22 protein-coding genes are annotated in these 25,061 nt (G+C 73.3%); 14 read left to right on the forward strand and 8 right to left on the reverse strand.

Going from position 1 to position 25,061, the window contains the following annotated elements; all coding sequences use genetic code 11:
• Positions 1-151: 151 nt before the first annotated feature.
• The gene (locus OU787_RS09220; protein ID WP_268659062.1) at positions 152-2,521 is read left to right on the forward strand and encodes a protein kinase domain-containing protein; all 2,370 of its coding nucleotides are present in this window, start codon (positions 152-154) and stop codon (positions 2,519-2,521) included.
• A gap of 57 nt (positions 2,522-2,578) precedes the next feature.
• Here OU787_RS09220 and OU787_RS09225 read toward each other — a convergent pair whose 3' ends face one another.
• The 3 genes from OU787_RS09225 to OU787_RS09235 form a co-directional block, all read right to left on the reverse strand.
• Positions 2,579-3,154, reverse strand: coding sequence for a TerD family protein (locus OU787_RS09225; RefSeq protein WP_030458553.1), 576 nt, complete (start codon positions 3,152-3,154; stop codon positions 2,579-2,581).
• A gap of 139 nt (positions 3,155-3,293) precedes the next feature.
• Positions 3,294-3,752, reverse strand: coding sequence for a peroxiredoxin (locus OU787_RS09230; protein ID WP_030458554.1), 459 nt, complete (start codon positions 3,750-3,752; stop codon positions 3,294-3,296).
• Positions 3,753-3,963: 211 nt separating this feature from the next.
• Positions 3,964-4,401, reverse strand: a complete 438-nt coding sequence (locus OU787_RS09235; RefSeq protein ID WP_030458555.1) for a DUF3052 domain-containing protein — start codon at positions 4,399-4,401, stop codon at positions 3,964-3,966.
• Between the two features lie 468 nt (positions 4,402-4,869).
• Between OU787_RS09235 and aceE the strand changes: the two genes are divergently transcribed.
• On the forward strand, positions 4,870-7,620 hold the full coding sequence (gene aceE / locus OU787_RS09240) for a pyruvate dehydrogenase (acetyl-transferring), homodimeric type (protein WP_268659063.1): 2,751 nt from the start codon (positions 4,870-4,872) through the stop codon (positions 7,618-7,620).
• A 100-nt stretch (positions 7,621-7,720) separates the two neighbouring features.
• On the opposite strand, the gene OU787_RS09245 is transcribed toward aceE, so the two are convergent.
• Together OU787_RS09245 and OU787_RS09250 are read right to left on the reverse strand one after the other, a co-directional pair.
• Positions 7,721-8,830 carry an IS630 family transposase gene (locus OU787_RS09245; protein ID WP_268658401.1) on the reverse strand — a complete coding sequence of 370 codons (1,110 nt, stop codon included), beginning with the start codon at positions 8,828-8,830 and terminating at the stop codon, positions 7,721-7,723.
• Positions 8,831-8,992: 162 nt separating this feature from the next.
• Positions 8,993-10,579 carry an MFS transporter gene (locus OU787_RS09250; RefSeq protein WP_268659064.1) on the reverse strand — a complete coding sequence of 529 codons (1,587 nt, stop codon included), beginning with the start codon at positions 10,577-10,579 and terminating at the stop codon, positions 8,993-8,995.
• A gap of 234 nt (positions 10,580-10,813) precedes the next feature.
• Between OU787_RS09250 and OU787_RS09255 the strand changes: the two genes are divergently transcribed.
• From OU787_RS09255 to OU787_RS09285, 7 genes are all read left to right on the forward strand, one after another.
• On the forward strand, positions 10,814-11,467 hold the full coding sequence (locus OU787_RS09255; RefSeq protein ID WP_268659065.1) for a TetR/AcrR family transcriptional regulator: 654 nt from the start codon (positions 10,814-10,816) through the stop codon (positions 11,465-11,467).
• 88 nt (positions 11,468-11,555) lie between these two features.
• A complete protein-coding gene (locus tag OU787_RS09260; RefSeq protein ID WP_268659066.1) occupies positions 11,556-12,824 on the forward strand; it encodes a sensor histidine kinase in 1,269 nt (422 codons plus the stop codon).
• Positions 12,821-13,498, forward strand: coding sequence for a response regulator (locus tag OU787_RS09265; RefSeq protein ID WP_030458560.1), 678 nt, complete (start codon positions 12,821-12,823; stop codon positions 13,496-13,498). The genes OU787_RS09260 and OU787_RS09265 overlap by 4 nt, the downstream gene beginning before the upstream one ends.
• A 108-nt stretch (positions 13,499-13,606) precedes the next feature.
• On the forward strand, positions 13,607-14,725 hold the full coding sequence (locus OU787_RS09270) for an alpha/beta hydrolase (protein WP_268659067.1): 1,119 nt from the start codon (positions 13,607-13,609) through the stop codon (positions 14,723-14,725).
• Positions 14,726-14,762: 37 nt separating this feature from the next.
• The gene (locus tag OU787_RS09275) at positions 14,763-15,986 is read left to right on the forward strand and encodes an acyltransferase family protein (protein WP_268659068.1); all 1,224 of its coding nucleotides are present in this window, start codon (positions 14,763-14,765) and stop codon (positions 15,984-15,986) included.
• 40 nt (positions 15,987-16,026) lie between these two features.
• Positions 16,027-16,362, forward strand: coding sequence for an MmcQ/YjbR family DNA-binding protein (locus tag OU787_RS09280; RefSeq protein WP_268659069.1), 336 nt, complete (start codon positions 16,027-16,029; stop codon positions 16,360-16,362).
• Between the two features lie 143 nt (positions 16,363-16,505).
• On the forward strand, positions 16,506-17,696 hold the full coding sequence (locus OU787_RS09285) for an alpha/beta hydrolase (RefSeq protein ID WP_268659070.1): 1,191 nt from the start codon (positions 16,506-16,508) through the stop codon (positions 17,694-17,696).
• A 22-nt stretch (positions 17,697-17,718) separates the two neighbouring features.
• Here the strand turns inward: OU787_RS09285 and OU787_RS09290 are convergent, their stop codons facing one another.
• Positions 17,719-18,732 carry an aldo/keto reductase gene (locus tag OU787_RS09290; RefSeq protein WP_268659071.1) on the reverse strand — a complete coding sequence of 338 codons (1,014 nt, stop codon included), beginning with the start codon at positions 18,730-18,732 and terminating at the stop codon, positions 17,719-17,721.
• Complete coding sequence (locus OU787_RS09295) at positions 18,729-19,229, reverse strand: MerR family transcriptional regulator (RefSeq protein WP_081966773.1); 501 nt, start codon at positions 19,227-19,229, stop codon at positions 18,729-18,731. The genes OU787_RS09290 and OU787_RS09295 overlap by 4 nt, the downstream gene beginning before the upstream one ends.
• A 114-nt stretch (positions 19,230-19,343) precedes the next feature.
• On the opposite strand from OU787_RS09295, the gene OU787_RS09300 reads away from it, so the two are divergent.
• Complete coding sequence (locus tag OU787_RS09300; protein WP_268659072.1) at positions 19,344-20,174, forward strand: serine hydrolase domain-containing protein; 831 nt, start codon at positions 19,344-19,346, stop codon at positions 20,172-20,174.
• 202 nt (positions 20,175-20,376) lie between these two features.
• Here the strand turns inward: OU787_RS09300 and OU787_RS09305 are convergent, their stop codons facing one another.
• Positions 20,377-21,207, reverse strand: coding sequence for a pirin family protein (locus OU787_RS09305; RefSeq protein WP_268659073.1), 831 nt, complete (start codon positions 21,205-21,207; stop codon positions 20,377-20,379).
• 247 nt (positions 21,208-21,454) lie between these two features.
• Between OU787_RS09305 and OU787_RS09310 the strand changes: the two genes are divergently transcribed.
• The 4 genes from OU787_RS09310 (at position 21,455) to OU787_RS09325 (ending at position 25,030) form a co-directional block, all read left to right on the forward strand.
• Positions 21,455-22,651 (forward strand): PucR family transcriptional regulator, encoded by a 1,197-nt coding sequence (locus tag OU787_RS09310; RefSeq protein ID WP_051816642.1) that lies wholly within the window; start codon positions 21,455-21,457, stop codon positions 22,649-22,651.
• Positions 22,652-22,741: 90 nt separating this feature from the next.
• The gene (locus OU787_RS09315) at positions 22,742-23,680 is read left to right on the forward strand and encodes an ACP S-malonyltransferase (RefSeq protein WP_030458570.1); all 939 of its coding nucleotides are present in this window, start codon (positions 22,742-22,744) and stop codon (positions 23,678-23,680) included.
• Entirely contained in the window at positions 23,677-24,705 is a 1,029-nt protein-coding gene (locus tag OU787_RS09320; RefSeq protein ID WP_030458571.1) for a beta-ketoacyl-ACP synthase III, read from the forward strand. The genes OU787_RS09315 and OU787_RS09320 overlap by 4 nt, the downstream gene beginning before the upstream one ends.
• Before the next feature lie 82 nt (positions 24,706-24,787).
• Positions 24,788-25,030 carry an acyl carrier protein gene (locus OU787_RS09325; RefSeq protein ID WP_014135627.1) on the forward strand — a complete coding sequence of 81 codons (243 nt, stop codon included), beginning with the start codon at positions 24,788-24,790 and terminating at the stop codon, positions 25,028-25,030.
• The last annotated feature ends 31 nt before the right edge of the window (positions 25,031-25,061 follow it).

The raw sequence follows: 25,061 nt of genomic DNA on the forward strand, positions 1-25,061 counted from the left end.
TCTATCAAGCGCCCCCGCCCCGCCCGGCGGCCTCGCACCCGCGGCGGGGAGCGCCGGAACCCGGCCGCGGCCCGGCCGGTACGCTGCCGGGACCGCCGGGCGAAGCATCGAGCGGCCCGACGCACGGACGAACAGAGGGAGCACCGGAGCGATGCCGTTCGAACCGCTCGACCGCACCGACCCCGAGTCGGTCGGCCCCTACCTGCTGCTGGCCAGACTCGGCGTCGGCGGCATGGGCCGGGTGTACCTGGCCCGTTCCGCCGGCGGCCGCACCGTCGCGGTCAAGGTGGTCCGCGCCGACCTCGCCGGGGACGCCGACTTCCGCGAGCGGTTCCGCCGCGAGGTGTCCGCCGCGCAGTCCGTGGGCGGCACCTTCACCGCCCCGGTGGTGGACGCCGACCGGGACGGGCCGACGCCCTGGCTGGCCACCGCGTACGTGCTCGGCCCGGCGCTGGACGACGCGGTGCGCGGCCACGGGCCGCTGCCGGTGGAGGCGGTGCGCACCCTGGGCGTGGGCCTGGGCCAGGCGCTGGCGGCGATCCACGCCGCCGGGCTGGTGCACCGCGACCTCAAGCCGTCCAACGTGCTGCTGGCCGCCGACGGGCCGCGGGTGATCGACTTCGGGATCGCCCGGGCGCTGGACGGCGACCGGATGACGTCCACCGGCGTGGTGGTCGGCTCGCCCGGGTTCATGAGCCCCGAGCAGGCCGCCGGGCGCCGGCTGGGCCCGGCCGGCGACGTGTTCTCGCTCGGCTCGGTGCTGGTCTTCGCCGCCACCGGCCACGGCCCGTTCGACCACGCCGAGGACGGCGGGGCGCCGTCCGCGGCCTCCCTGCTGTACCGGGTGGTGCACGACGAGCCCGACCTGTCGGGGGTGCCCGGGCCGCTGCTCCCGGCGGTCACCGCCTGCCTGGCCAAGGACCCGGCGGACCGTCCCTCCCCCGCCGGGCTCGGCGCGCTGCTGGGCGAGCCGGTGGCCCCGGCCCGCTCCGGCTGGCTGCCGGCCGCGCTGGCCTCGGACATCGCCACCCGCGCCGCCGAGGTGATGGACCTGGAGGCCCCGGTCCGCCCCGGCGACCCGCGCTCGGGCCCCGCCGCCGCACCGGCCGTCCGCACCCCCACCGAGGTCTCCGACCCGGGCACCGTCCGCCTGCGCGCCCCCGGCGCCCCGGCCCCGGACGCCGGGCAGGCCGGGCACCCCACCGAGCCGATCGGGTCCGCCCCGCCCGCCGGGCGCCCCGGCCCGTCCCGCCGGGCGCTGCTGCTGGGCGGCGGCGCGGCGGTGCTGGCCGGCGCGGGCGGCCTGACCGCCTGGGCGCTGAGCGGCGGCTCGAAGCCCGCCCCCGGCCCGGACCCGGCCCCGCCGACCGGCAGCGCCTCCCCCGCCGCCGCGTCCAGCGCGGCCCCGTCCCGCGCCCCGGGCATGCCGCCGGCCCCGCTGTGGACGTACCGGACCGCCGAGAGCAACGTCGGCAGCCTCGGCATGGCCTTCTCCCCCGGCCTGCTGCACCTGGGCAGCTCCGACCTGGTCGCGGTGAACCTGGCGGACGGCAAGGAGAAGTGGATCACCAAGGACGCGATGGCCTACGACCTGGCCTGCGCGGGCGGCACCATCAGCTACGGCACGGTCGCCGACCTGATCACGGTGGACGCCGCCACCGGCACCGTGCTGTGGAAGTACCGGTCCGAGCGCGGGAAGCCGAACGGCACCCAGATCGCCTCGGACATGGTGCTGAACGCCGACGACCGCGCCGTGTACGCGATGTGCTCGTACCTGCAGCTGGACGACAAGGGCGTGCCCGACATGGGCGCCAAGACCGGCAAGGGCATCATGGCGCTGTCCCGCAAGGACGGCTCGATGCTGTGGAACCAGCACCGCCAGCAGACCGCCGACTACACGGTCAGCTCCGACCTGACCGCGGACGCCCTGCTGTACACCGACAGCAAGGAGAACCTGGTCGCCCGCTCGCTGGCCGACGGCTCCCAGACCTGGTTCGCCACCACCAACTCGCGCTCGACCTACCAGCCGGTGCTCCAGGACGGCCTGGTGTTCTGCTCGGTCGACCCGAACGGCCTCCAGGCGGTGCGGGTCTCCGACGGCAAGCAGGTCTGGGCGAAGACCTCGGACCGCTCGACCCACATGTGGTACTCGCCGCCCGCGGCGGGCAAGCACGTCGTGTACTCGGTGCTCGGCGGCATGACCCTGACCTACCAGGGCACCACCTTCACCCCGACCGCCCCGACCCGGGTGGTGGCGTTCAACGCGGCCGACGGCACCGAGCTGTGGCACCTGGAGCTGCCCGTCGAGGTGTCGATGGACACCAACCCGGTGCTGGTCGGGGACACCCTGTTCGTGCCCAGCCCCGAGCACGGCATCTACGCGGTCGACGTGGTGGGCCACAAGGTCCGCTGGGTGTTCCAGACCAACGCGGGCGCCGAGCTGCCCTGGCACCTGGCGGGCGGCGAGGACCTGCTGATCGCCGTCCAGGGCAACCAGGTGATGGCCCTGCCGCCGGTGTAGGGACGCGACGGGCCGGGGCCGCGAACGGCCCCGGCCCGCAAGGGCGTTGACGTCCGGTCAGACGTTGACGCCGAAGTCCTGGGCGATGCCGCGCAGGCCGGAGGCGTAGCCCTGGCCGATGGCGCGGAACTTCCACTCGGCGCCGTTGCGGTAGAGCTCGCCGAAGACCATCGCGGTCTCGGTCGAGGCGTCCTCGGAGAGGTCGTAGCGGGCGATCTCGGCGCCGCCGGCCTGGTTGACCACCCGGATGTAGGCGTTGCGGACCTGGCCGAAGCTCTGCTGCCGGTTCTCCGCGTCGTAGATCGACACCGGGAAGACGATCTTGGCGACGTCGGCCGGGACGCCGGCCAGGTTCACCTTGATCTGCTCGTCGTCGCCCTCGCCCTCGCCGGTGAGGTTGTCGCCGGTGTGCTCGACCGAGCCGTCGGCGCTCTTGAGGTTGTTGAAGAAGATGAAGTCGGCGTCCGAGCGGACCTTGCCCTGCTCGGTGCAGAGCAGCCCGCTGGCGTCCAGGTCGAAGTCGGCGCCGGTGGTGCTGCGCGCGTCCCACCCGAGGCCGACGACCACGGCGGTCAGGCCGGGCGCCTCCTTGGTCAGCGAGACATTGCCGCCCTTGCTCAGGCTGACACCCACGTGGTCCTCCAAGAAGTCGGGTTCCCGATCCGTCAACGGCCCGATCGTAGTGCCGGGTTCCCGGGCCGCGCCGGAGACCCGGCCCGGCGCCCGGCGGAAGTTCCACCGGACCGGGCCGAGCGGGCCGTGCGCGGGAGCGTCAGAGCGCGCCGAGGGCGGCCAGGTACTCCTGGGTGTCCCGGGCGTCCGGCAGGCCGTTGACGATGCTCCAGCGGACCGCGCCCTCCTTGTCGATGACGAAGGTGCCGCGCACCGCGCAGCCCTTCTCCTCGTTGAAGACGCCGTAGGCCCGGGAGACCTCGCCGTGCGGCCAGAAGTCCGACAGCAGCGGGTACTCCAGGCCCTGCTGGTCGCCGAACACCCGCAGCGAGAACGGCGAGTCGTTGGAGACCGCGAGCACCTGCACCTCGTCGTTCTGCAGGCGCGGCAGCTCCTTCTGGATCTCGCAGACCTCGCCGGTGCAGACGCCGGTGAAGGCGAACGGGTAGAAGACCAGGACGACGTTCTTCTCGCCGCGGAAGTCGGACAGCTTCACCGACTCGCCGTGCTGGTTCTTCAGCTCGAAGTCCGGGGCCTGGGCGCCGATCTCGATGGTCATGGGAGGGCCTTCCTGCCTGAACGGTGGTGCGGGCAGGACGATCCTCCCACCCGCCGGGCCCGGTTCGGCCGTCCGGGTGAGCCGGGCGGGCCGTCCGGGCGAGGCGTTCGCTCCTGGTGAACAGGCCCGGGCGGGGCGCCCGGCGGCCGGACGCCGACGGGCCCCGCCGACCGGGTGGTCGGCGGGGCCCGTCGCGGGTCGCGGTCCGAAGTCAGCGCTTGCCGGTCTTCGAGGCCTTCGGGGTGGCCAGGCGGGTGCCCGCCCAGTCCTTGGCGATCGCCACCGAGCTGGTCTGCGAGAGGCCGGCGGTCTTCGCGGCGTCGGCGATCTCGTGCGCCTCGACGTGGCCGTCGCGGCCGGTCTTCGGGGTGAGCAGCCAGATCAGGCCGCCCTCCGCCAGGTACTCCAGGGCGTCGACCAGGGCGTCGGTGAGATCCCCGTCCTCGTCGCGGTGCCACAGCAGGACGCCGTCGGCGACGTCGTCGTAGTCCTCGTCGACGAGTTCGGAGCCAGTGATCTCCTCGATGCCCTCGCGGAGGTCCTGGTCACTGTCTTCGTCGTACCCGAGCTCCTGGATGATCTGGCCCTGTTCGAAGCCGAGACGGAGAGCCGGGTTGGACTTGTCCGCGGGGTCCGCGGTCGCGCTCACGGGAATAACCTCCAGTATTCGGCCCGGCGTCCATGCCGGGGCTGTGGCCGTAGTCCACACGGGAGCGGCGGTTCGCGCAAGTACCCGACCCCCGATCCCACCCAAAGGTTGACGTGTCGCCGGGCGACACGCCGCCCACTGTGGTGGTGAACACACCCGTATGTCCCCGTCCGTACCGACAAGGATGCTTCGTCTCGTACCCGTCCGCAGCCCGTTCACCCCCCGCACGCGTGCCCGAGATGCGAACGGCATTCGGGTCGGAGCAGGGTGCGGGCGTAAAGTCTCCTGTTGGCCCTCATCCCGACCGGCCGCCATCGTCCGGCCGGGGTCCCAGGTCGGACCACCTCCTGACCGTACCGCCCGACGGGCGGAACGGTTACCGATCGGTAGAGATGACGGATCTCCGAACGCGGTAGCACGATGGAGGCGGCGCGACAACTCAGCTTCGACCGACAGTGAAGGAACAGCGTGGCTTCCGGATCCGATCGCAACCCGATCATCATTGGCGGCCTCCCGAGCCAGGTCCCGGACTTCGATCCCGAGGAGACCGCGGAGTGGCTGGAGTCCCTTGACGCCGCCATCGACGAGCGCGGGCGCGAGCGCGCCCGCTACCTCATGCTGCGGCTGATCGAGCGCGCCCGTGAAAAGCGTGTCGCCGTGCCCGAGATGCGCAGCACGGACTACGTCAACACCATCGCCACCAAGGACGAGCCGTTCTTCCCCGGCAACGAGGAGATCGAGCGCAAGATCCTGAACGCGACGCGCTGGAACGCGGCCGTCATGGTCTCCCGCGCCCAGCGTCCCGGCATCGGCGTCGGCGGCCACATCGCCACCTTCGCCTCCTCCGCGTCCCTGTACGACGTGGGCTTCAACTACTTCTTCCGCGGCAAGGACGCCGACGGCGAGTCCGGCGACCAGGTCTTCTTCCAGGGCCACGCCTCGCCGGGCATCTACGCCCGCGCCTTCCTGCTGGACCGGCTGACCGAGCAGCAGCTCGACGCCTTCCGGCAGGAGAAGTCCAAGGCGCCGTACGGCCTCTCCAGCTACCCGCACCCGCGGCTGATGCCGGACTTCTGGGAGTTCCCGACCGTCTCGATGGGCCTCGGCCCGCTCGGCGCGATCTACCAGGCCCGGATGAACCGCTACCTGGAGCACCGCGGCATCAAGGACACCTCCGACTCGCAGGTGTACGCCTTCCTCGGGGACGGCGAGATGGACGAGCCGGAATCGCTCGGCCAGCTCTCGCTCGCCGCTCGAGAGGGACTGGACAACCTGACCTTCGTGGTCAACTGCAACCTGCAGCGCCTGGACGGCCCGGTCCGCGGCAACGGCAAGATCATCCAGGAGCTGGAGTCGCAGTTCCGCGGCGCCGGCTGGAACGTCATCAAGCTGGTCTGGGACCGCTCCTGGGACCCGCTGCTGGCCCAGGACCGCGACGGCGTCCTGGTCAACAAGCTGAACACCACCCCGGACGGCCAGTTCCAGACCTACGCCACCGAGACCGGCTCGTACATCCGCGAGCACTTCTTCGGCGGCGACCTGCGCCTGCGCGCCATGGTCGAGAACATGACCGACCACCAGATCCAGCACCTGGGCCGCGGCGGCCACGACCACCGCAAGGTCTACGCCGCGTTCAAGGCCGCCCGCGAGCACAAGGGCCAGCCGACCGTCATCCTGGCGCAGACCGTCAAGGGCTGGACGCTGGGCCCCAACTTCGAGGGCCGCAACGCCACCCACCAGATGAAGAAGCTGACGGTCGAGGACCTGAAGCGCTTCCGCGACCGGCTGCACCTGCCGATCACCGACAAGCAGCTGGACGAGGGCTACCCGCCCTACTACCACCCGGGTCGCAACTCGGAGGAGATCCAGTACATGCACGACCGCCGGCAGGAGCTCGGCGGCTACGTGCCCACCCGCAAGGTGCGCCCGCGCAAGCTCGAACTGCCGGGCGACGACGCGTACAAGGCGGTCAAGAAGGGCTCCGGCAACCAGACCATCGCCACCACCATGGCGTTCGTCCGGGTGCTCAAGGACCTGATGCGCGACAAGGGCATCGGCAACCGCTTCGTGCCGATCGCGCCCGACGAGTACCGCACCTTCGGCATGGACTCGCTGTTCCCGTCCGCCAAGATCTACAACCCGCTCGGCCAGACCTACGAGTCGGTCGACCGCGAGCTGCTGCTGGCGTACAAGGAGTCCCCGGCCGGCCAGATGCTGCACGACGGCATCTCCGAGGCCGGCTGCACCGCCTCGCTGATCGCGGCCGGCTCCTCGTACGCGACGCACGGCGAGCCGCTGATCCCGGTGTACGTCTTCTACTCGATGTTCGGGTTCCAGCGCACCGGCGACCAGTTCTGGCAGATGGCCGACCAGCTGGCCCGCGGCTTCGTCATCGGCGCCACCGCCGGCCGCACCACCCTGACCGGCGAGGGCCTGCAGCACGCCGACGGCCACTCGCACCTGCTGGCCTCCACCAACCCCGGCGTGGTCGCCTACGACCCGGCCTACGGGTACGAGATCGCCCACATCGTCCAGGACGGCCTGCGCCGCATGTACGGCTCCTCCGCCGAGCACCCGCACGGCGAGGACGTCTTCTACTACATGACGGTCTACAACGAGCCGATCAAGATGCCGGCCGAGCCGGAGGGCGTGGACGTCGAGGGCATCCTCAAGGGCCTCTACCGGCTCAAGGCGGGCGAGGCCGGCCAGATCCCCGCGCAGGTCCTCGCCTCCGGCGTGGCCGTGCCGTGGGCCCTGGAGGCCCAGCGCATCCTCGCCGAGGACTGGAACGTCAAGGCGGACGTCTGGTCGGCGACCTCCTGGAACGAGCTGCGCCGCGACGCCGTCGAGGCCGAGGAGTTCAACCTGCTGCACCCCGAGGAGCCGCAGCGCGTCCCGTACGTGACCACCAAGCTCTCCGGGGCCGAGGGTCCGTTCGTGGCCGTCTCCGACTGGATGCGCGCCGTCCCGGACCAGATCGCCCGCTGGGTCCCCGGCCAGTACCAGTCCCTGGGCGCCGACGGCTTCGGCTTCGCCGACACCCGCGGCGCGGCCCGGCGCTTCTTCCACATCGACGCGCAGTCGATCGTCCTCGGCACGCTCACCGAGCTGGCCAAGCAGGGCAAGATCGACCGCTCGCTGCTGAAGGCGGCCATCGACCGCTACCAGCTGCTCGACGTGGCCGCGGCCGACCCGGGCGCCGCGGGCGGCGACGCCTAAGCGCTAGCCGCTGGCCGAAAGGTCCGCCCGAGGAGGGAGTTCCCCTCCTCGGGCGGACCTTTCCGTTGCTGCCCGCTTGCTCGCGCAGTTCCCCGCGCCCCTAGTGTCCTGAGTCCTTGATCCGTCGGATGTATCCGGCGAGGGACTCGAGGATCTGGTCGGCGGTCTTGGTCCAGATGTAGGGGCGGGGGTTGTCGTTCCAGTCGGCGACCCAGGCGCGGATGTCGCGTTCGAGGGCCTGGACGGAGCGGTGGACGCCGCGGCGGAGCTTCTTGTTCGTCAGCTCGGCGAACCACCGCTCGACCAGGTTGAGCCAGGAGGATCCGGTCGGCGTGAAGTGCAGCTGGAAACGGGGATGGGCCAGCAGCCACTTCTTGATCGTCTCGGTCTTGTGGGTGGCGTAGTTGTCCAGGATCAGGTGTACTTCCAGGCCGGCCGGGATCTCCCGGTCGAGTTTGGCGAGGAACCTCTTGAACTCGGCGGTGCGGTGGCGCCGGTGCAGGGAGCCGATGACCTTCCCGGTGACCGCGTCGAGGGCCGCGAACAATGTCGTGGTGCCTGCTCGGACGTAGTCGTGGCTGGCCCGTTCCGGGACGCCGGGCATCATCGGCAGCACCGGCTGGGAGCGGTCCAGAGCCTGGATCTGGGACTTCTCGTCGACGCAGAGCACCAGGGCGCGTTCGGGTGGATCGAGGTAGAGGCCGACCACGTCGTGGACCTTGTCGACGAAGAACGGGTCGGTGGACAGCTTGAACGACTCGGCGCGGTGCGGCTGCAGACCGAACGCCCGCCACACGCGTGAGACCGTGGACTGAGACAGGCCCACCCGTCCGGCCATCGAGCGGGTGGACCAGTGCGTGGCGTTCTTCGGTTTCGTCTCCAGCGTGAGCCGGACCAACTCGGCGACCTGCTCGTCGGTGACCGTCCGCTCGCGACCCGGGCGTGGTGCGTCGCCCAGGCCGTCCAGGCGGTCCCGCAGGAATCGCCCACGCCACTTGGAGACCGTCTCCGTGGTCACTCCGGTGGCAGCGGCCACAGATCTGGCCGATCGGGGCAGCCCGTCCGTCTCCGTCTCGCCGCAGGCCAGCACGATCCGCGCTCTCAATGCCAGCGCCTGCGGGGCTGATTGGCTCCGCACCCACGCACCGAGCACCTGCCGCTCGTGATCCGACAACACCAGTTCGGCCAGCTTCGGCCCAGGACGTCCCACGTGCTGAAAAACGACGGATCAAGGACTCAGGACACTAGCGGGGCGCAGGAGATCAGCCCCGCTAGGGGCGCGGGGAACTGCGCGCGGCGGAAGGCACTCGACGCAAAGATCCGCCCGGAGGAGGGAACTCCCCTCCCCGGGCGGATCCGTGGGCGGTGCGCGTCAGATGTGAACCGCGGGCCCCGCCTCGTTGGCGCCGCGCTTGGTGAGCAGCCCCAGGCCCGCCGCCGCCAGGGCGACGACCGCGGCGACCACGAAGGCCACGCCCATGCCGCTGACGAAGGAGGAGTGCACCGCGTCGGCGATCCCCTGGGAGACCTGCTCCGGGGTGCCGGGCTGGGCCGGCGGGGCGATGCCGAGCTGGGCGGCCTGCTTGAGCTGCTCGCCCTGCTCCCCGGTCGGGAACGGGACGCCGGTGGCGGCCCACTTGCCGGGCAGCGCGCCGGTGACCTTGGAGGCCATCACCGCGCCGAGGACGGCGGTGCCGAGGCTGCCGCCGACCTGCATCGCGGCCTGCTGGAGGCCGCCGGCCACGCCGGACAGCTCCATCGGGGCGTTGCCGACGATGACCTCGGTGGCACCGACCATGACCGGGCTGAGGCCGAGGCCCATCAGCAGGAACCAGAGCGACATGACGCCGGTGCCGGAGTCGACGTCCAGGGTGGACATGCCGAGCATCGCGGCGGTGGTGAGCACCATGCCGCCGACGATCGGGACCCGCGGCCCGATCTTGCCGATCAGGAAGCCGGCCACCGGCGCGCCGACGATCATCATGCCGGTCATCGGGAGCAGGTGGACGCCGGCGTCGACCGGGGCCATCCCGTGCACGTTCTGCAGGTAGAAGGTGACGAAGAAGATGCCGCCGAAGAAGGCGAAGGCCATCAGCACCATCAGCAGGGTGCCGGCCGAGAGCGGCACCGAGCGGAACAGCGAGAGCGGGATCAGCGGTTCCTTGGCGTACTTCTGCCAGATCGCGAAGACCACCAGGGCGAGCACCGCGCCGCCGAGGAAGAGCAGGGTGGCCGGGTCGGCCCAGCCCCAGGACGGGGCCTTGATGATGCCCCAGACCAGCATGAACATCGCGCCGGAGAGCAGCACGATGCCGGGGACGTCGAAGGACTTGGCGGCGTTCTCGGACCGGACGTCCTTGAGGATCAGCAGGCCCAGGACCAGGGCGACGATGCCGACCGGGATGTTGATGTAGAACACCGACTCCCAGTTGACGTGCTCGACGAGCAGGCCGCCGACGATCGGGCCGGCCGCGGTGGAGGCGCCGATGACGCCGCCCCAGATGCCGATCGCCATGTTGAGCTTGTCGGCGGGGAAGGCCCCGCGCAGCAGGCCGAGCGCGGCGGGCTGGAGCAGCGCGCCGAACAGGCCCTGCAGCACCCGGTAGAAGATCACCTGCTGGATCGAGCCGGCGAAGCCGATCGCGGCGGAGGTGGCGGCGAAGCCGACCGCGCCGACCAGGAAGGTGGTCTTGTGGCCGAACCGGTCACCGATCTTGCCGGCGGTGATCAGGAAGACCGCGAGGGCCAGCAGGTAGCCGGAGGTGACCCACTGGATGTCGGAGGGGCTGGCGTTCAGGTCCTTGGCGATCGCCGGGTTGGCGATGGCGACGACGGTGCCGTCCAGGGCGACCATCATGACGCCGACGGCGACGGTGAGCAGCGTCAGCCAGGGGTGCCCCCGCAGCCGGCCGCCGGCGGACGGAGCCGCTTCCTTGTCGAGTACTACGGACTGGCTCATGGTTCGGGGCTTCCCCGTTCGTGTGGTGTGCAGGAACCGCGCTGGGCACAGGAAGGGCGGTGTCCGGCCCTCGCCCTCCCCCAGCCCCTAGGGGGGCTGGGAGGTGCCCCCTTCACGAGCTCCAAGACGGACGGACACCGCCGTCGGGAACATTATGTCAGCCGCTGACATTCGACAAACGGTGACTCCTGTCACTTGATGCCAGTTCTCCACCGCGGCGCTATCGTTGGGACCATGTCCACGCCCACCACCGCCGCCGACCCGCAGCCCGTCGGCCTGCGCGAACGCAAGAAGCGGCGCACCCGGGACGCCCTGGTCGACGCCGCCCACCGGCTCTTCCTCTGCCACGGCTACGGGCGCACCACGGTGGACGAGATCGCCTCCGAGGTGGAGGTCTCCCAGCGCACCTTCTTCCGGTACTTCGCCAACAAGGAGGAGGTCGCGCTCGCCGTCCTGGCCGAGGCCGAGCAGGCGTTCCTGGCGTTCCTGCGGGCCCGCCCGGCCCGGGAGAACCCGCTGGAGGCGATGCGCGGCGCGGTCCGCGAGGTCTGGCAGGCCGTCGACCGGGGGCAGGAGAGCGGGCCGGCCGCGCTGGAGCTGTTCGAACTGATCGAGTCCACCCCGACGCTGCTCGCCGCCCACCTGCGGCACGCCATCCAGCAGGAGGTCGAGGTGGCCCGGATCCTCGCCGAGCGCGAGGGCCTCGACCCGGCCGCCGACCTGCGCCCCCGCCTGCTGGCCGCCGTGTTCGGCACCGTGGTGCGGATCTCGCACCTCTCCTACGCCGCCGCCCCGGACGCCGCCGACCACTCGATGGACGGCATGCTGGAGCTGATCGAGCGTCACTTCGACCAGCTGGGGCCCGCCCTGGCGGGCTCCTGGCGCTGACGGGGGAGGCCCCCGTACCGGGGTAGCACCCCGGACCCGCTACCGGGGTATGAGGACAGCGGCCGGACCCCGCTCTACCCTCGGCCCGGTGACCCTCTGGAAAGACTTCCTCCGCGCCCTCACCGAGCCCCTCGGCGACCACCGCCCCCCGCTGTCGACGGCCCGCCGGCCGTGGGTCCGGGCGCTCCCGTACGCGCTGGTGCTGCTCATGGTCGGCTCGCTGCTGCCCACCGGCATCGTGACGCTGATCCAGTTCTACGGGGTGGACCCCTCGCTGGCCACCGCGCTCGCCGTGGTGCAGGCCGGGGCGCTGCCGCTGGCGCTGACCCGGCCGCTGTTGGCCTGGCAGCTGGCGGCGCCCTCGGTGCTGGTCGGCGCGGTGGCCACCCACGGCGCGGCCGCCGACCAGCCCTGGCCGTGGCCGACCACCACGCTGCTCGGCTACCTGTTCCTGATGGTCCTGCTGGCCGTCCGGGAGCGCGGGCGGACCCTGCTCGCGGTCTGGGTGGTCACCTTCCTCGGCTGCAGCCTGAGCTGGACGGTCTTCAACGAGGACTTCGACGGCTCCTCGGTGCTGGCCGCCGCGCTGTCCGGCGTGGTGCTGCTGCTCGGCTGGAGCCTGCGCGGGCGCGGCGAGGCCAAGCGGCTGCTCGCCGCGCAGGAGCAGATCTCCGAGACCGAGCGGGCCCGGCGCACCCTGCTGGAGGAACGCGCCCGGATCGCCCGGGAGTTGCACGACGTGGTGGCCCACCACATGTCGGTGATCACCGTCCAGGCCGACAGCGCCCCGTACCGGCTGGAGGGCCTGCCCCCGGCCGCGGTCGAGGAGTTCGGGCAGATCGCGGCCGCCGCGCGCGGCTCGCTCGCCGAGATGCGCCGCCTGCTGGGGGTGCTGCGGGCCGCCGAGAGCGCCGCCGACAAGGCCCCGCAGCCGGGCCTGGACGACCTGCCGAAGCTGCTGGCCACCGTCGGCCAGGCCGGGGTGCGGGCCGAACTGGCCGTCGGGGACGGCGTGTCCGCGCTCGGCCCGGTGCCCGAGGCGGTCGGCCTGTCCGCGTACCGGATCGTCCAGGAGGCGCTGGCCAACGTCGTCCGGCACGCCCCCGGCGCCACCGCCGAGGTCGGGATCACCGCCGCGGACGGCGCGCTCGCCCTGACCGTCCGCAACGACCCGCCGCCCGGCCGGGCCCGCGCCGTGGAGACCTCCGGCGGCACCGGCCAGGGACTGGTCGGAATGCGCGAGCGCGTCCGGCTGCTGGCTGGCACCCTGGACACCGGCCCGACCGCCGACGGAGGCTACCGGGTGACCGCCGTCCTGCCGTTGGACGGCACCGGCCCCGGGGAGAAGACCGCATGACCATCCGCGTCCTCATCGTCGACGACCAGGCGATGGTCCGCGCCGGGTTCGCCGCCCTGCTCAACGCGCAGAGCGACATCGACGTGGTCGGCGACGCGCCCGACGGCCGGCAGGCGATCGAGGTCAGCGGCCGCACCCACCCCGACGTGGTGCTGATGGACGTCCGGATGCCCGAGATGGACGGCCTGGAGGCCGCCCGCCGACTGCTCGACCCGCCGCCCGGCGTGGTGCACCGCCCGCGGGTCCTGATGCTCACCACCTTCGACGTCGACGACTACGTGTACGAGGCGCTGCGGGCCGGCGCCAGCGGCTTCCTGCTCAAGGACGCCCCGCCCGCCGACCTGATCGCCGCCGTCCGGGTCGTCGCGGCCGGCGACGCGCTGCTCGCGCCCTCCGTCACCCGCCGGCTGATCGCCGACTTCGCCAGGAACCGCCCCGCCCCGCGCCGCGACCCGCGGCTGCGGCTGAACGGGCTCACCCCGCGCGAGACCGAGGTCCTCGAACTGATCGCCCGCGGCCTCTCCAACCAGGAGATCGCCGCCCACCTCGTGCTCGCCGAACAGACCGTCAAGACCCACATCGGCCGGATCCTCGCCAAGCTCGACCTCCGCGACCGCGCCCAGGCCGTGGTGCTCGCCTACGAGAGCGGCCTGGTCCAGCCCGGCGCGCAGTGACCCTCCCTACCGCCCGGGTATGACCCGCCGGTTGGCTCCGCGGGGTGACGCCCGCTCAGCCGCCCCGTCCCTACCTTCCTCCTCGTTGCCGAACAGGAGGAGGAGCGGATGCTGTCGCGTCTGCGTCGGGGGACGGCCGTGGCCGGGTTGGTGCTCGCGGCGGTGCTGGGAGTGGGGTCGTGGGCGTCGGCCGACGCGCAGACCCCGTTGACGGGGCCGCCGCCGGGCGCGGCGGCCTGGGCGGCGGACACCTCGCTGGGGGTGCGGCTGCCCGATCCGGTGGCCTCCTCGCCGGCCGAGGTCGCCGCGTTCTTCGCCGGCCTGCCGCCGGAGCGGCGCGAGGCCCTCGCGGTGCGCCACCCGCGGCTGGTCGGGAACCTGGACGGCGCGCCGGTCGCGCTGCGGCTGCGGGCCAACGCGCTGGCCGTCGAGGCGGAGCGCGCCCGCCAGCGGGCCCGGGCCGGGGACGCCGCGCTGCCCCGCGCCGAGCGCGCGGCGGCCGCCGCGCGGGCCGACCACTACGCCGAGCTGGCCGGGCACCGGCTGCTCGCCTTCGACCCGCGCGGCCGGGGCCAGGTCGCCGAGGTGTTCGGGGACGTGGAGCACGACGAGCGGACGGCCGTCCTGGTGCCGGGCTCGGACGTCGACCTGTCCGACTACGACCGGGAGGCCGCCACCGGCCACCGGTCGCTCGCCGGGATGGCCCGGGCGCTGCGCGCCGCGAGCGGCGACCGGGTCGCGGTGGTGGCCTGGGTGGGCTACACCACGCCGGTCGGCCTCGGGCTGGACGCGGCCCGGGAGGAGCTGGCCCGGGCCGGCGCCGCCCGGCTGGACCGGCTGGTGGCGGGGCTGGCGCCGGTGACCGGGCCGGTGGAGCTGTTCTGCCACTCGTACGGGTCGGTGGTGTGCGGGCGGTCCGCGCCGGACCCGGCCCGGGTGGCCGGGCTGGTGGCGGTGGCCTCGCCGGGGATGGGGCTGGAGCGCGCGGACGAGCTGCGGGTGCCGGTGTGGGCGGTGCGCCGCAACGCCGAGGACTGGATCGGCGACGTGCCGAACGTCTCGCTGCTCGGCTTCGGCCACGGCGCCGACCCGACCTCGGGCGGCTTCGGCGCCCGGGTGCTGCCGTCCACCGGCTCGCACGGGCACAGCGACTACTTCGCGCCCGGCTCGGCCTCCCTCGCGGCCTTCGCCGCCCTCGCCCTCACCGCCACCACCACCGCCGCCTGACGTGACGCCGCCCGTCGGCCGTTCGAGGAGACTCCCGATGCCGCCCGTGACCACCCTGCGCCGCTCCGCCGTGCGGACCGCCGCGAAGATCGACGCGAAGACCCCCGCCACCCGTGACCGTGCCCTGGACGGGCTGCGCGCGCTGGCCCTGCTGTCCGTCCCGCTCGGGCACTGGATGCTCGGCGGGTTCGACTCCCCCGACGGGGTGCTGCACAACGCCAGCCCGCTGGGCGCGCTGCCCTCGATGGCGCCGCTGAGCTGGGTGCTGCAACTGCTGGGCGTGTTCTTCCTGGTGGGCGGCCGCGCCTCGGCCCTGTCGCTGCGCCGGGCGGCCGGCCGCGGGGTGCGCACCGGGGCGTGGCTGCGCGGCCGGGTGCTGCGGCTGGCGCGCCCGGTGCTGGGGGTGGCGGCGGTGTGGGCGGCGCTGATCCCGGTGCTGCGCGCGCTGGGCGTGCCGGCCGGGACGGTGCGGACCGGGGCGGTGCTGATGGTGCAGCCGCTCTGGTACATCGCCGTGTACCTGGTGCTGACGGCGCTGACCCCGCTGTGCGTCCGGTTCGGCGCCCGTTTCCGGGGCTGGGGCGCGGCGGTGCTGATGGCGGCGGTCGCGCTGGTGGACCTGCTGCGGTACGGGCCGTGGGGCGCCGCGGTGCCGGGCTGGCTGGGCCTGCTGAACCTGCTGCCGGGCTGGCTGTTCGCCTACCAGCTGGGCGTGGACTGGGCGCACGGGCGGCTGACCCGGGCCGGGGCGAGGCTGCTGGCGGTCGGCGGGGCGGTGCTGTTCGCGGTGCTGCTGGTGGTGTTCCACTACCCGGCGAGCATGGTGGGCGTGCCGGGCGCGGCCCGCACCAACTCGCACCCGCCGTCCCTGCTGGTGCTGGCGCTGGCCTCGGTGCAGGGCGGTGCGGCGGTGCTGCTGAAGGACCGGCTGGGCCGGGCGCTGCGCCGGCCGCTGCTGTGGCTGCCGGTGGTGGTGGTCAACCTGGGCGCGATGACGATCTTCTGCTGGCACCAGACCGCGATGTTCCTGACCGCGCTGGCGGGCTCCCGGCTGGGCGCGCTGCCCGGCCTGACCACCGCCCCGGACTCGGCGGCCTGGGCGCTGGCCCGGCTGGCCTGGCTGCCGGTGTTCGGCGCGGTGCTGGCGCTGATCGGCCGTTGGGCCCGGCGCTTCGACGCCCCGTGGCCGTCCCGGGCCTGGCGGGCGGTGGCGGGCGCGGGCGCGGCGCTGTTCGCGGTGTACGCGCTGGGCGCGGTCTGACATCGCGTCAACTGTCGGTGCCGGGACGTACCCTGCGGCCATGGCGACCTTCGACGAACTGACCGCGCTGGCCCTGGCGCTGCCGCAGACCCACCAGGAGGAGACCTGGGAGCAGGTGACGCTGCGGGTCGGGCGGAAGATCTTCGCCATGGGCCGCCCCGGGTCGGGGGAGGTCTCGGTGAAGGCCGCCCCGGCGGAGCAGGCCGAACTGATCGCCGCCGCACCCAGGGTGTACTCGGTGGCCCCGTACACCGGCCGGTTCGGCTGGGTGCGGGTGCGGCTGGCCGGGGTCGACCCGGAGGAGCTGCGCGAACTGCTCACCGACGCCTGGCGATCGGTCGCACCGAAACGGGTGGTGAAGGAGTACGAGGGGTAGCGTACGGGCGAATGTGACGGGGAACACTGTTTGCTCCCTGCCTCCAGCGTCGGTCGACCTCTACTCTGGCTGACTAGTAGTCGGAAGTCACTGCACCGTCGGGCCCGTCCCGCCGCGAGGTACGGCCCGAGGGAGTGGACGCCATGCAGCGCAGGCGGGTGAAGCGGATCCTGATCGGCGTGTTCGCCGGCTGCGCGGCCCTGGTGGACGCCGGAGCCGCCGCCGCGCAGGCCGCCGCCTCCAACGAGCAGCTGGCCATCACCACCCCGCCCGCGGGCAGCTCCGCCTGGGTCGCCGACCGCTCCTTCGGCCACGACCTGCCGGACCCGGCCACCGCCACCCCGGCCGCCGTCGCCGCGTTCTTCGCCGGCCTCGAACCCGCCGAACTGGACCGGCTGGTCGCCGAGTACCCGCTGGTGGTCGGCAACCTGGACGGGGCCCCGCCCGAGGTCCGCTACCGCGCCAACCGGGTGGCGCTCACCGCCGAACGGGACCGGGCCCGGCAGCGCGCCGCGGACACCACCCTGGACGCCACCACCCGCGCGCTGTCCCTCTCCCGCGCCAACGACTCGGAGCGGCTGCTCGGCGAGGGCCGGCAGATCCTCGCCTTCGACCCGCGCGGCCGCGGCCTGGTCACCGAGGTCTGGGGCGACCTGGCCACCGCCCAGCGGATCGCCGTCCTGGTGCCCGGCTCGGACGCCGACCTCGGCCACTTCGACCAGAGCGGCGACCCGCTGCGCTCCCCCGCCGGCATGGCCCGCGCGCTGTACGCCGAGGAGCACGCCCAGTCGCCCGACACCCGCACCGCGGTGGTCGCCTGGACCGGCTACGTCACCCCGCAGGGCCTCGGCCCGGACGCGGTCACCTCCCGGCTGGCGGACGCCGCCGCGCCCCGGCTGCACCGGCTGCTCGGCGGCCTCGAACAGACCGCCCACCCCGAGGCGCCGCCCGCCCTGCTGTGCCACTCGTACGGCTCGGTGGTGTGCGGCACCACCGCGCCGACGCTGCACGCCGCCCAGCCCACCGACGTGGTGGCGTTCGGCAGCCCCGGGATGGGCGTCGACTCGGCGGCCGAGCTGGGCACCGGCGTCCAGGTCTGGGCGGCCCGCAACCCCGGCGACTGGATCGGGAACGTCCCCTACCTGGAGGTCGGCGGCCTGGGCCACGGCGCCGACCCGACCACCCACGCCTTCGGCGCGGTGTCGATCTCCTCGCTGGGCGCCAACGGCCACACCGGCTACCTGGCCGAGGGCACCGAGAGCCGGCACAACTTCGCCGCCATCGCGCTCGGCCACTACGGGGACGTCACCGGCCCGTCCGAGACCCAGGGCTGACGGACCGGCAGCCGACGCCCCGTCAGACCTCGCGGGCGTCCGCGGTGGAGCTCATGTCGGCGTAGCGCCGGCCGGCCACCCGCCCGGCGATCGGCTCCAGCTCGGCCAGCTCCTCCGCGGTCAGCACCAGCCTGGTCCCGCCCAGGTTCTCCTCCAGCCGGCTGCGCTTGCGGGTGCCGGGGATCGGCACCACCGCGGTCAGGCCGTGCACCTCGGCGCGCTGCTGCAGCCAGGCCAGCGCGACCTGGGCGGCCGTCGCCCCGCGCCGCTCGGCGATCCGCCGGATCGGGGCGACCAGTTCGGCGTTCCCGGCCGCGTTGTCGCCGGTGAACTGCGGCAGGTGGCGCCGGAAGTCGCCGTCGGCCAGCTGTCCGGCGTCGGCGAACGCCCCGGTCAGGAAGCCCCGGCCGAGCGGCGAGTACGGCACCAGCGCCACGCCCAGCTCGGCCGCGGCCGGCACCGCGCTGCGCTCCACGCCCCGGGCGAAGATCGACCACTCGGACTGCAGCGCCGCGATCGGGTGCACCGCGTGCGCCTCGCGCAGCTCCGGCCCGGTCACCTCGGACAGCCCCAGGTACCGGACCTTGCCGGCCGCGACCAGCTCGCCCATCGCGCCCACCGACTCGGCCAGCGGCACCTGCGGGTCGCGGCGGTGCATGTAGTAGAGGTCGATCACGTCCAGGCCGAGGCGGCGCAGCGAGGCGTCCACCGCCGTGCGGATGTACGCCGGGTCGTTGTTGACGCCCCGGTAGTGCTGGTCGTCGGCGCGCCGCTCGATGGCGAACTTGGTGGCCAGCACCACCCGGTCCCGGTGCGCCCGGACGAACGGGCCGACCAGCTCCTCGTTGGCGCCCAGGCCGTAGACGTCCGCGGTGTCGAACAGCGTCACGCCCAGCTCCAGCGCCCGCTCCAGGGTGGCCAGCGCCTCGTCCGTGTCGGTCGGGCCGTAGAACTCGCTCATGCCCATGCAGCCCAGCCCCTGCACACCCACGATCGGGCCGTCGGTGCCGAGGCGGGTGGTCTCGATGCTGCTCATGCGCTCTTCCTGTCCTGTCCACAGTGGTTCGGTGTTTCCTCGTCGCCGCCGACCGGGAGCCCGGATGCGCCGTAGTGGTCGATCTTCATGTCGATCACGGCGAGCGTGGCCCGCAGGTCGGCCATCCGCCGGCGCACCTCCGCGCGGTGCGCCACCAGCAGCTCCCGGCGCTCGTCCCGGGTGCCGTCCCCGGCCCGGACCAGCTCGACGTACCGCACCATGTCGGCCACCGGCATGCCGGTCAGCCGCAGCTTGGTCAGGAACGCCAGCCGGGCCAGGTCCGCGTCGGTGTACCGGCGCTGCCCGGCGTGCGAGCGGTCCACCGGCTCCAGCAGGCCGATCCGCTCGTACCAGCGCAGCGTGTGCGCGGTCAGCCCGCTGATCGCGGACACCTCGCTGATCCCGTGCCGCGGCGTCAGGTCCGGTGCGGAGCTCGGCTGCCGGAACGCCTCCTCGCACCCCGTCGACCCCACTGCCCGCTGCTCGGACCCTGCCATGTTCTCGACCCCCGTCTTCGGCGACGACAACGACGCTACTGAGTTGGAGCGCACTCCAAGCAAGCCTGACACACGTCCGCCCGGCACCGGGTGCCGTCGTTTAGAGTTCCGCCCATGCAGAGCTTGCGGATGATCGAGGACTGGCCGGTACCCCACGCCGCGGCGGCAGTGGTCCGCGGGAGCGACGGCGCGCTGCTCGGCGCGCACGGCCCGCAGGAACAGCTGTTCCCGCTCGCCTCGGTGACCAAGCTGCTCAGCGCGTACGCCGCCCTGGTCGCCGTCGAGGAGGGCGTCTTCGAACTCGACGACCCCGCCGGCCCCGACGGCTCCACCGTCCGCCACCTGCTCGCGCACACCTCCGGTCTGGCCTTCGACGAGCACCGGGTGATGGCCGAGCCCGGCAACCGGCGGCTCTACTCCAACGCCGGGTTCGACGTGCTGGCGGCCGCCCTGGAGAGCGCCTCCGGCATCCCGTTCGCCCAGTACGCGGCCGAGGCCGTCTTCCAGCCGCTCGGCATGCACGCCACCCTGATCAACACCGCCCACCGCGCCCCCGCCGGCGCCGGCGGCCTGTCCACCGCCGCCGACCTCGCCCGCTTCGCCGCCGAACTGCAGTCCCCCGAGCTCCTCGACCCGGCCACCGTGCACGCGGCCACCCGCGAGGTCGCCTTCCCCGGCACCAGCGGCGTCCTGCCCGGCTTCGGCCACCGCCGCCCCAACGACTGGGGCCTCGGCTTCGAGATCCGCGACCACAAGACCCCGCACTGGACCGGCACCGCCAACTCCCCCGCCACCTTCGGCCACTTCGGCCAGTCCGGCACCTTCCTCTGGGTCGACCCCACCGCCGACCTCGCCTGCCTCGCCCTCACCGACCGCGACTTCGGCCCCTGGGCCGCCGAGGTCTGGCCCCGGCTCAGCGACGCGGTCCTCGCCGAAACGGCATAGCGCGAAGCCAGGAGCGCGAAGCCAGGAACGCGAAGCGCGAAACCAGGGGCGCGGGGAACTGCGCGACCGGCCGGGCACCCACCGCAAGGTCGCGAAGCGGCATCAACTCACCGCCCGCTCCACGACCTTGCCGACGTGCTCCTCCGCTGCGCGCAGTTCCCCGCGCCCCTGCGTGCGCACCATCCCGCTCGCGCAGCAGCTCTCAGCCGAACTGCACAGGCGTGCGCATCTCCCAGAGCAGCAGTTCGACGCCGTCCTCCCCCGCCGTCGGGTCGGCGAACGCGTCGCCGGTGATGCGGACGGAGTCGCCGGGCCCGGCCGAGCGGCCGCCGCCCTGCGGGCCGGGGACGGTGCGGTAGCCGACCGAGCCGGCCACCACGTGGACGTAGCGGTAGGGGGCGGCGGGGAGTTCGGGCAGCGGCATCCAGGCCGGGGTCCGGACCAGCCAGAGCGCGGCGTCGCCGCGGCGCAGTCGCAGGGCCCGGTCCGCGTCGGCGTCCCGTCCGGAGGCGAGCAGGGTGAGGCCGTCGCCGTCGGGGACGGGGGCGAGTCCGAAGCCGGGGGCGGCGCCGTACTGATCGGGCTGGAGCCACATCTGGACGAAGGTGACCGGTTCGGTGGCGCCGCCGGGGTTGCGTTCGGTGTGGCTGATGCCCGTCCCGGTGGACTGCACCTGGACGGTGCCGCGCCGGACCACGCTGGCGTGGCCGGCGTCGTCGCGGTGGGCGAGGGCGCCCGACACCACCCAGGTGACGATCTCGGTGTCGCTGTGCCGGTGCGCCTCGTACCCGGCGCCGGGGGCGAGCGTCTCCTCGTTGCAGGCGAGCAGCGCGCCGAAGGAGGTGTTCTTCGGGTCGTAGTGGCCGGCGAAGGAGAAGGCGTGCCGGGTGGTGATGCCTTCGGCGGGTTCCGACAGGTAGCGCTCGGCGGCGCGCCGCAGGTCGGCCCGGCCGCGTTCTTTCCGGGCGGGTCCGGACGCCGGTTCGAGGGGTTCGAATGCCTGCCCGTCCTGGGGCGAAGAATCCACGCTCACGGGCACCACGGTAGCCGGTGTGACGGGTGCCACCGGACGACATCGGGCCCGGCGTGCACGAGCACCCGCCGGGGTGAGGCAGGCTAGTGCCGTGCCATCCGCTTCAGCGAAACCCGACAAGCCCGCCGACCGGTCCTCCGGTGAGCGCTCCTCCCCGGAGCGGTCCGCCGAGAAGGCCCCGGAGAAGAAGCCGGCCCGGCGCTCCGCCGCGTCCGCGCGCCCGGCCGGGGTGCCGGGGCGGGGGCGGATGACGGCCGAGGAGCGCCGACTGGCCGCCGAGCGGGCGGAGTTGCGGGCGGCCACGCTGAAGCGGCTGGAGAAGTCGGCGGGGAAGCTGGCGTCCGCGGCGATCGCCCGGATGGACGACCAGTTGGCGTGGTACCGCCGGATGCCGCCGGAGCATCGCTCGTGGATCGGTCTGGTGGCGCAGGCGGGCATCGCGGCGTTCACCGAGTGGTACCGGCACCCGGAGGCGCCGCAGGCGATCTCCACGGACGTGTTCGGCACCGCGCCGCGGGAGTTGACCCGGGCGATCACGCTGCGGCAGACCGTGGAGCTGATCCGCACCACCATCGAGGTGATGGAGGAGGCCATCGGGGAGGTGGCCGCGCCCGGCGACGAGGCGGGGATGCGCGAATCGGTGCTGGTCTACGCCCGGGAGATCGCCTTCGCCACCGCCCAGGTGTACGCGCAGGCCGCCGAGGCGCGCGGTGCGTGGGACGCCCGGCTGGAGGCGCTGGTGGTGAACTCGCTGCTGTCCGGGGACGCCGACGAGGGCGTGCTGTCCCGGGCGGCGGCGCTGGGCTGGGGGCAGCCGAGCCAGGTGCGGGTGGTGATGGGCAGCGCCCCGGACGGGGACAGCGAGCTGGTGGTGGAGGCGATCCGGCGGGCCGCCCGGTACGCGAAACTGCACGTCCTGACGGGTGTGTTGGGCCGCCGCCTGGTGGTGGTGGTCGGCGGTGACAAGGAGCCGGTGCACGCGGCCCGGGCGCTGATCGGTCAGTTCGCGCCGGGCCCGGTGGTGGTCGGTCCGACGGTCGGCGACCTGCTGTCGGCGACCCGCTCGGCGCACGCCGCCGCGCAGGGCCTGAAGGCGTGCGCGGCCTGGCCGGACGCGCCCCGCCCGGTGCTGGCGGACGACCTGCTGCCGGAACGGGCGCTGGCCGGCGACGAGGTGGCGCGCCGTCAGCTGGTGGAGGAGATCTACACACCCCTGGAGGAGGCCGGCTCGGCACTCCTGGAGACGCTGAGTGTCTATCTGGAGCAGGCGTCCTCCCTGGAGGGCGCGGCCCGGATGCTCTTCGTCCACCCGAACACCGTGCGCTACCGGCTGCGTCGTGTGACAGATGTCACCGGCTATGCTCCATCAGACGTACGTTCGGCATTCACCCTGCGCATCGCCCTTGCTCTGGGGCGTCTCGGTTCCGGGTCCGACCAGGGCTGAGCGAACTGTAGGGAATCCACAAGCTGACGTGCTTTTCTTCGTCATCGTCGCCTACCCGCCCCCGGGCGTCCGGCGAGAGAGGGTTGAACCGTGCTTGTTATCGTCGCCCCTGGACAGGGTGCCCAGACTCCCGGCTTCCTCAACCCCTGGCTCGAACTGGACGGCGCCGCCGACCGGCTCCGCCAGTGGTCGGCGACGGCCGGCCTCGACCTGGTGCACGCCGGTACCGAGGCCTCCGAGGAGGAGATCAAGGACACTGCCGTCGCCCAGCCGCTGCTGGTGGCGGCCGGCCTGGTGACCGCCGCGGCGCTGTTCCCGCAGGGCTTCGCCGGGCAGGTCGGCGCGGTCGCCGGCCACAGCGTCGGCGAGATCACCGCCGCGGCGCTGGCCGGAGTGCTGTCCGAGCAGGACGCGCTGGGCTTCGTCCGCGAGCGCAGCCTGGGCATGGCGCAGGCCGCGGCGCAGACCGCGACCGGCATGACCGCGGTGCTCGGCGGCGACCCGGAGGCGGTCGCCGCGAAGCTCGCCGAACACGGCGTGACCCCGGCGAACAACAACGGCGGCGGCCAGATCGTCGCGGCCGGCACGCTGGAGCAGCTGGCCGCGCTGAAGGCGGACCCGCCGGCCGGCGCGCGGCTGATCCCGCTGAAGGTCGCGGGCGCGTTCCACACCGCGCACATGGCCCCGGGCGTGGAGCGGCTGGAGAAGCTGGCCCCGACCCTGACCACCGCGGACCCGGCCGTCGCGTACCTGTCGAACAAGGACGGCGAGGTGGTCGGCTCCGGCGCCGAGGTGCTCGCCCGCCTGGTCTCGCAGGTCTCCAACCCGGTCCGCTGGGACCTGTGCATGGAGACCCTGCAGCAGCTCGGCGCGACCGCCGTGATCGAGCTGTCCCCCGCCGGAACCCTCACCAACCTGGTCAAGCGCAACGTCAAGGGTGTCGCCACGCTGGCCCTGAAGACCCCCGCCGATCTCGACAAGGCCCGCGAACTCGTGGCCGAGCACGGCAACCAGGAGAAGAGCGCATGAGCGCAACCATCAGGCCGGCCACCGGCGCCCAGTACTCCCGCATCCACGGCGTGGGCGGCTACCGGCCGACCCGGGTGATCCCCAACTCCGAGGTGCTGAACTGGATCGACTCCTCGGACGAGTGGATCCGCACCCGGTCCGGGATCGCCGAGCGCCGCTGGGCCGGGCCGGAGGAGAGCGTCGCCGAGATGTCGGTGCAGGCCGCCGGCAAGGCCGTGGCGATGGCCGGCATCCGCCCGGAGCAGATCGGCGGCGTGATCGTCGCCACCGTCTCGCACCTGAAGCAGACCCCGGCGATCGCCACCGAGATCGCCCAGCGGCTCGGCTGCGGCACCGCCCCGGCGTTCGACATCTCGGCCGCCTGCGCGGGCTTCGGCTACGGCCTGAGCCTGGCCGACGGCATGGTGCGCGGCGGCAGCGCCGAGTACGTGCTGGTGATCGGCGTGGAGCGGCTGTCCGACCTGACCGACGTCACCGACCGGTCGACCGCGTTCATCTTCGGCGACGGCGCGGGCGCCGCGATCGTCGGGCCCTCCGACACCCCCGGCATCGGCCGGGTGATCTGGGGCTCGGACGGCTCGCAGGCCGACGTGATCTCGCAGACCCAGGCCTGGGACACCGCGTTCGCCAAGCCGGACGCCGTCAACGGCGCGGGCGAGGAGATCAAGTGGCCGGCCCTGCGGATGGAGGGCCAGACGGTCTTCCGCTGGGCGGTGTACGACATGGCGAAGGTCGCCGAGCAGGCCCTGGAGGCCGCCGGGATCACCGCCGACCAGCTGGGCGCGTTCATCCCGCACCAGGCCAACATGCGGATCATCGACGCGATGGTCAAGAAGCTGGACCTGCCCCCCAACGTCCCGGTGGCCCGCGACATCGCGGAGACCGGCAACACCTCCGCCGCCTCCATTCCGCTCGCCATGGAGCGGATGCTGGAGCGCGGCGAGGCCAAGAGCGGCGACCTGGCGCTGATCATCGGCTTCGGTGCCGGTCTGGTCTACGCGGCCGCGGTCGTTACGCTCCCCTAGGCGTTCTTCCCCGCCCCACCCCTGGAAACCCGCGTCGGTCCGCCGGACCGCACGCTGTCAACACCGAGAAGGAGCAGCCGATATGGCTACCCGCGAAGAGGTTCTCGAAGGTCTCGCCGAGATCGTGAACGAGATCGCCGGCATCCCCACCGAGGACGTCGCGCTCGACAAGTCCTTCACCGATGACCTGGACGTCGACTCGCTGTCCATGGTCGAGGTCGTCGTCGCCGCCGAGGAGCGCTTCGGCGCGAAGATCCCGGACGACGAGGTCAAGAACCTCAAGACCGTCGGCGACGCGGTGGACTTCATCGTCGCCAACGTCTGACCTGCCGTCAGGCTCCCGGTCGGGGCGCGCG

Source organism: Kitasatospora sp. YST-16 (genome assembly GCF_026802215.1).
GTDB classification, from domain to species: domain Bacteria; phylum Actinomycetota; class Actinomycetes; order Streptomycetales; family Streptomycetaceae; genus Kitasatospora; species Kitasatospora cineracea.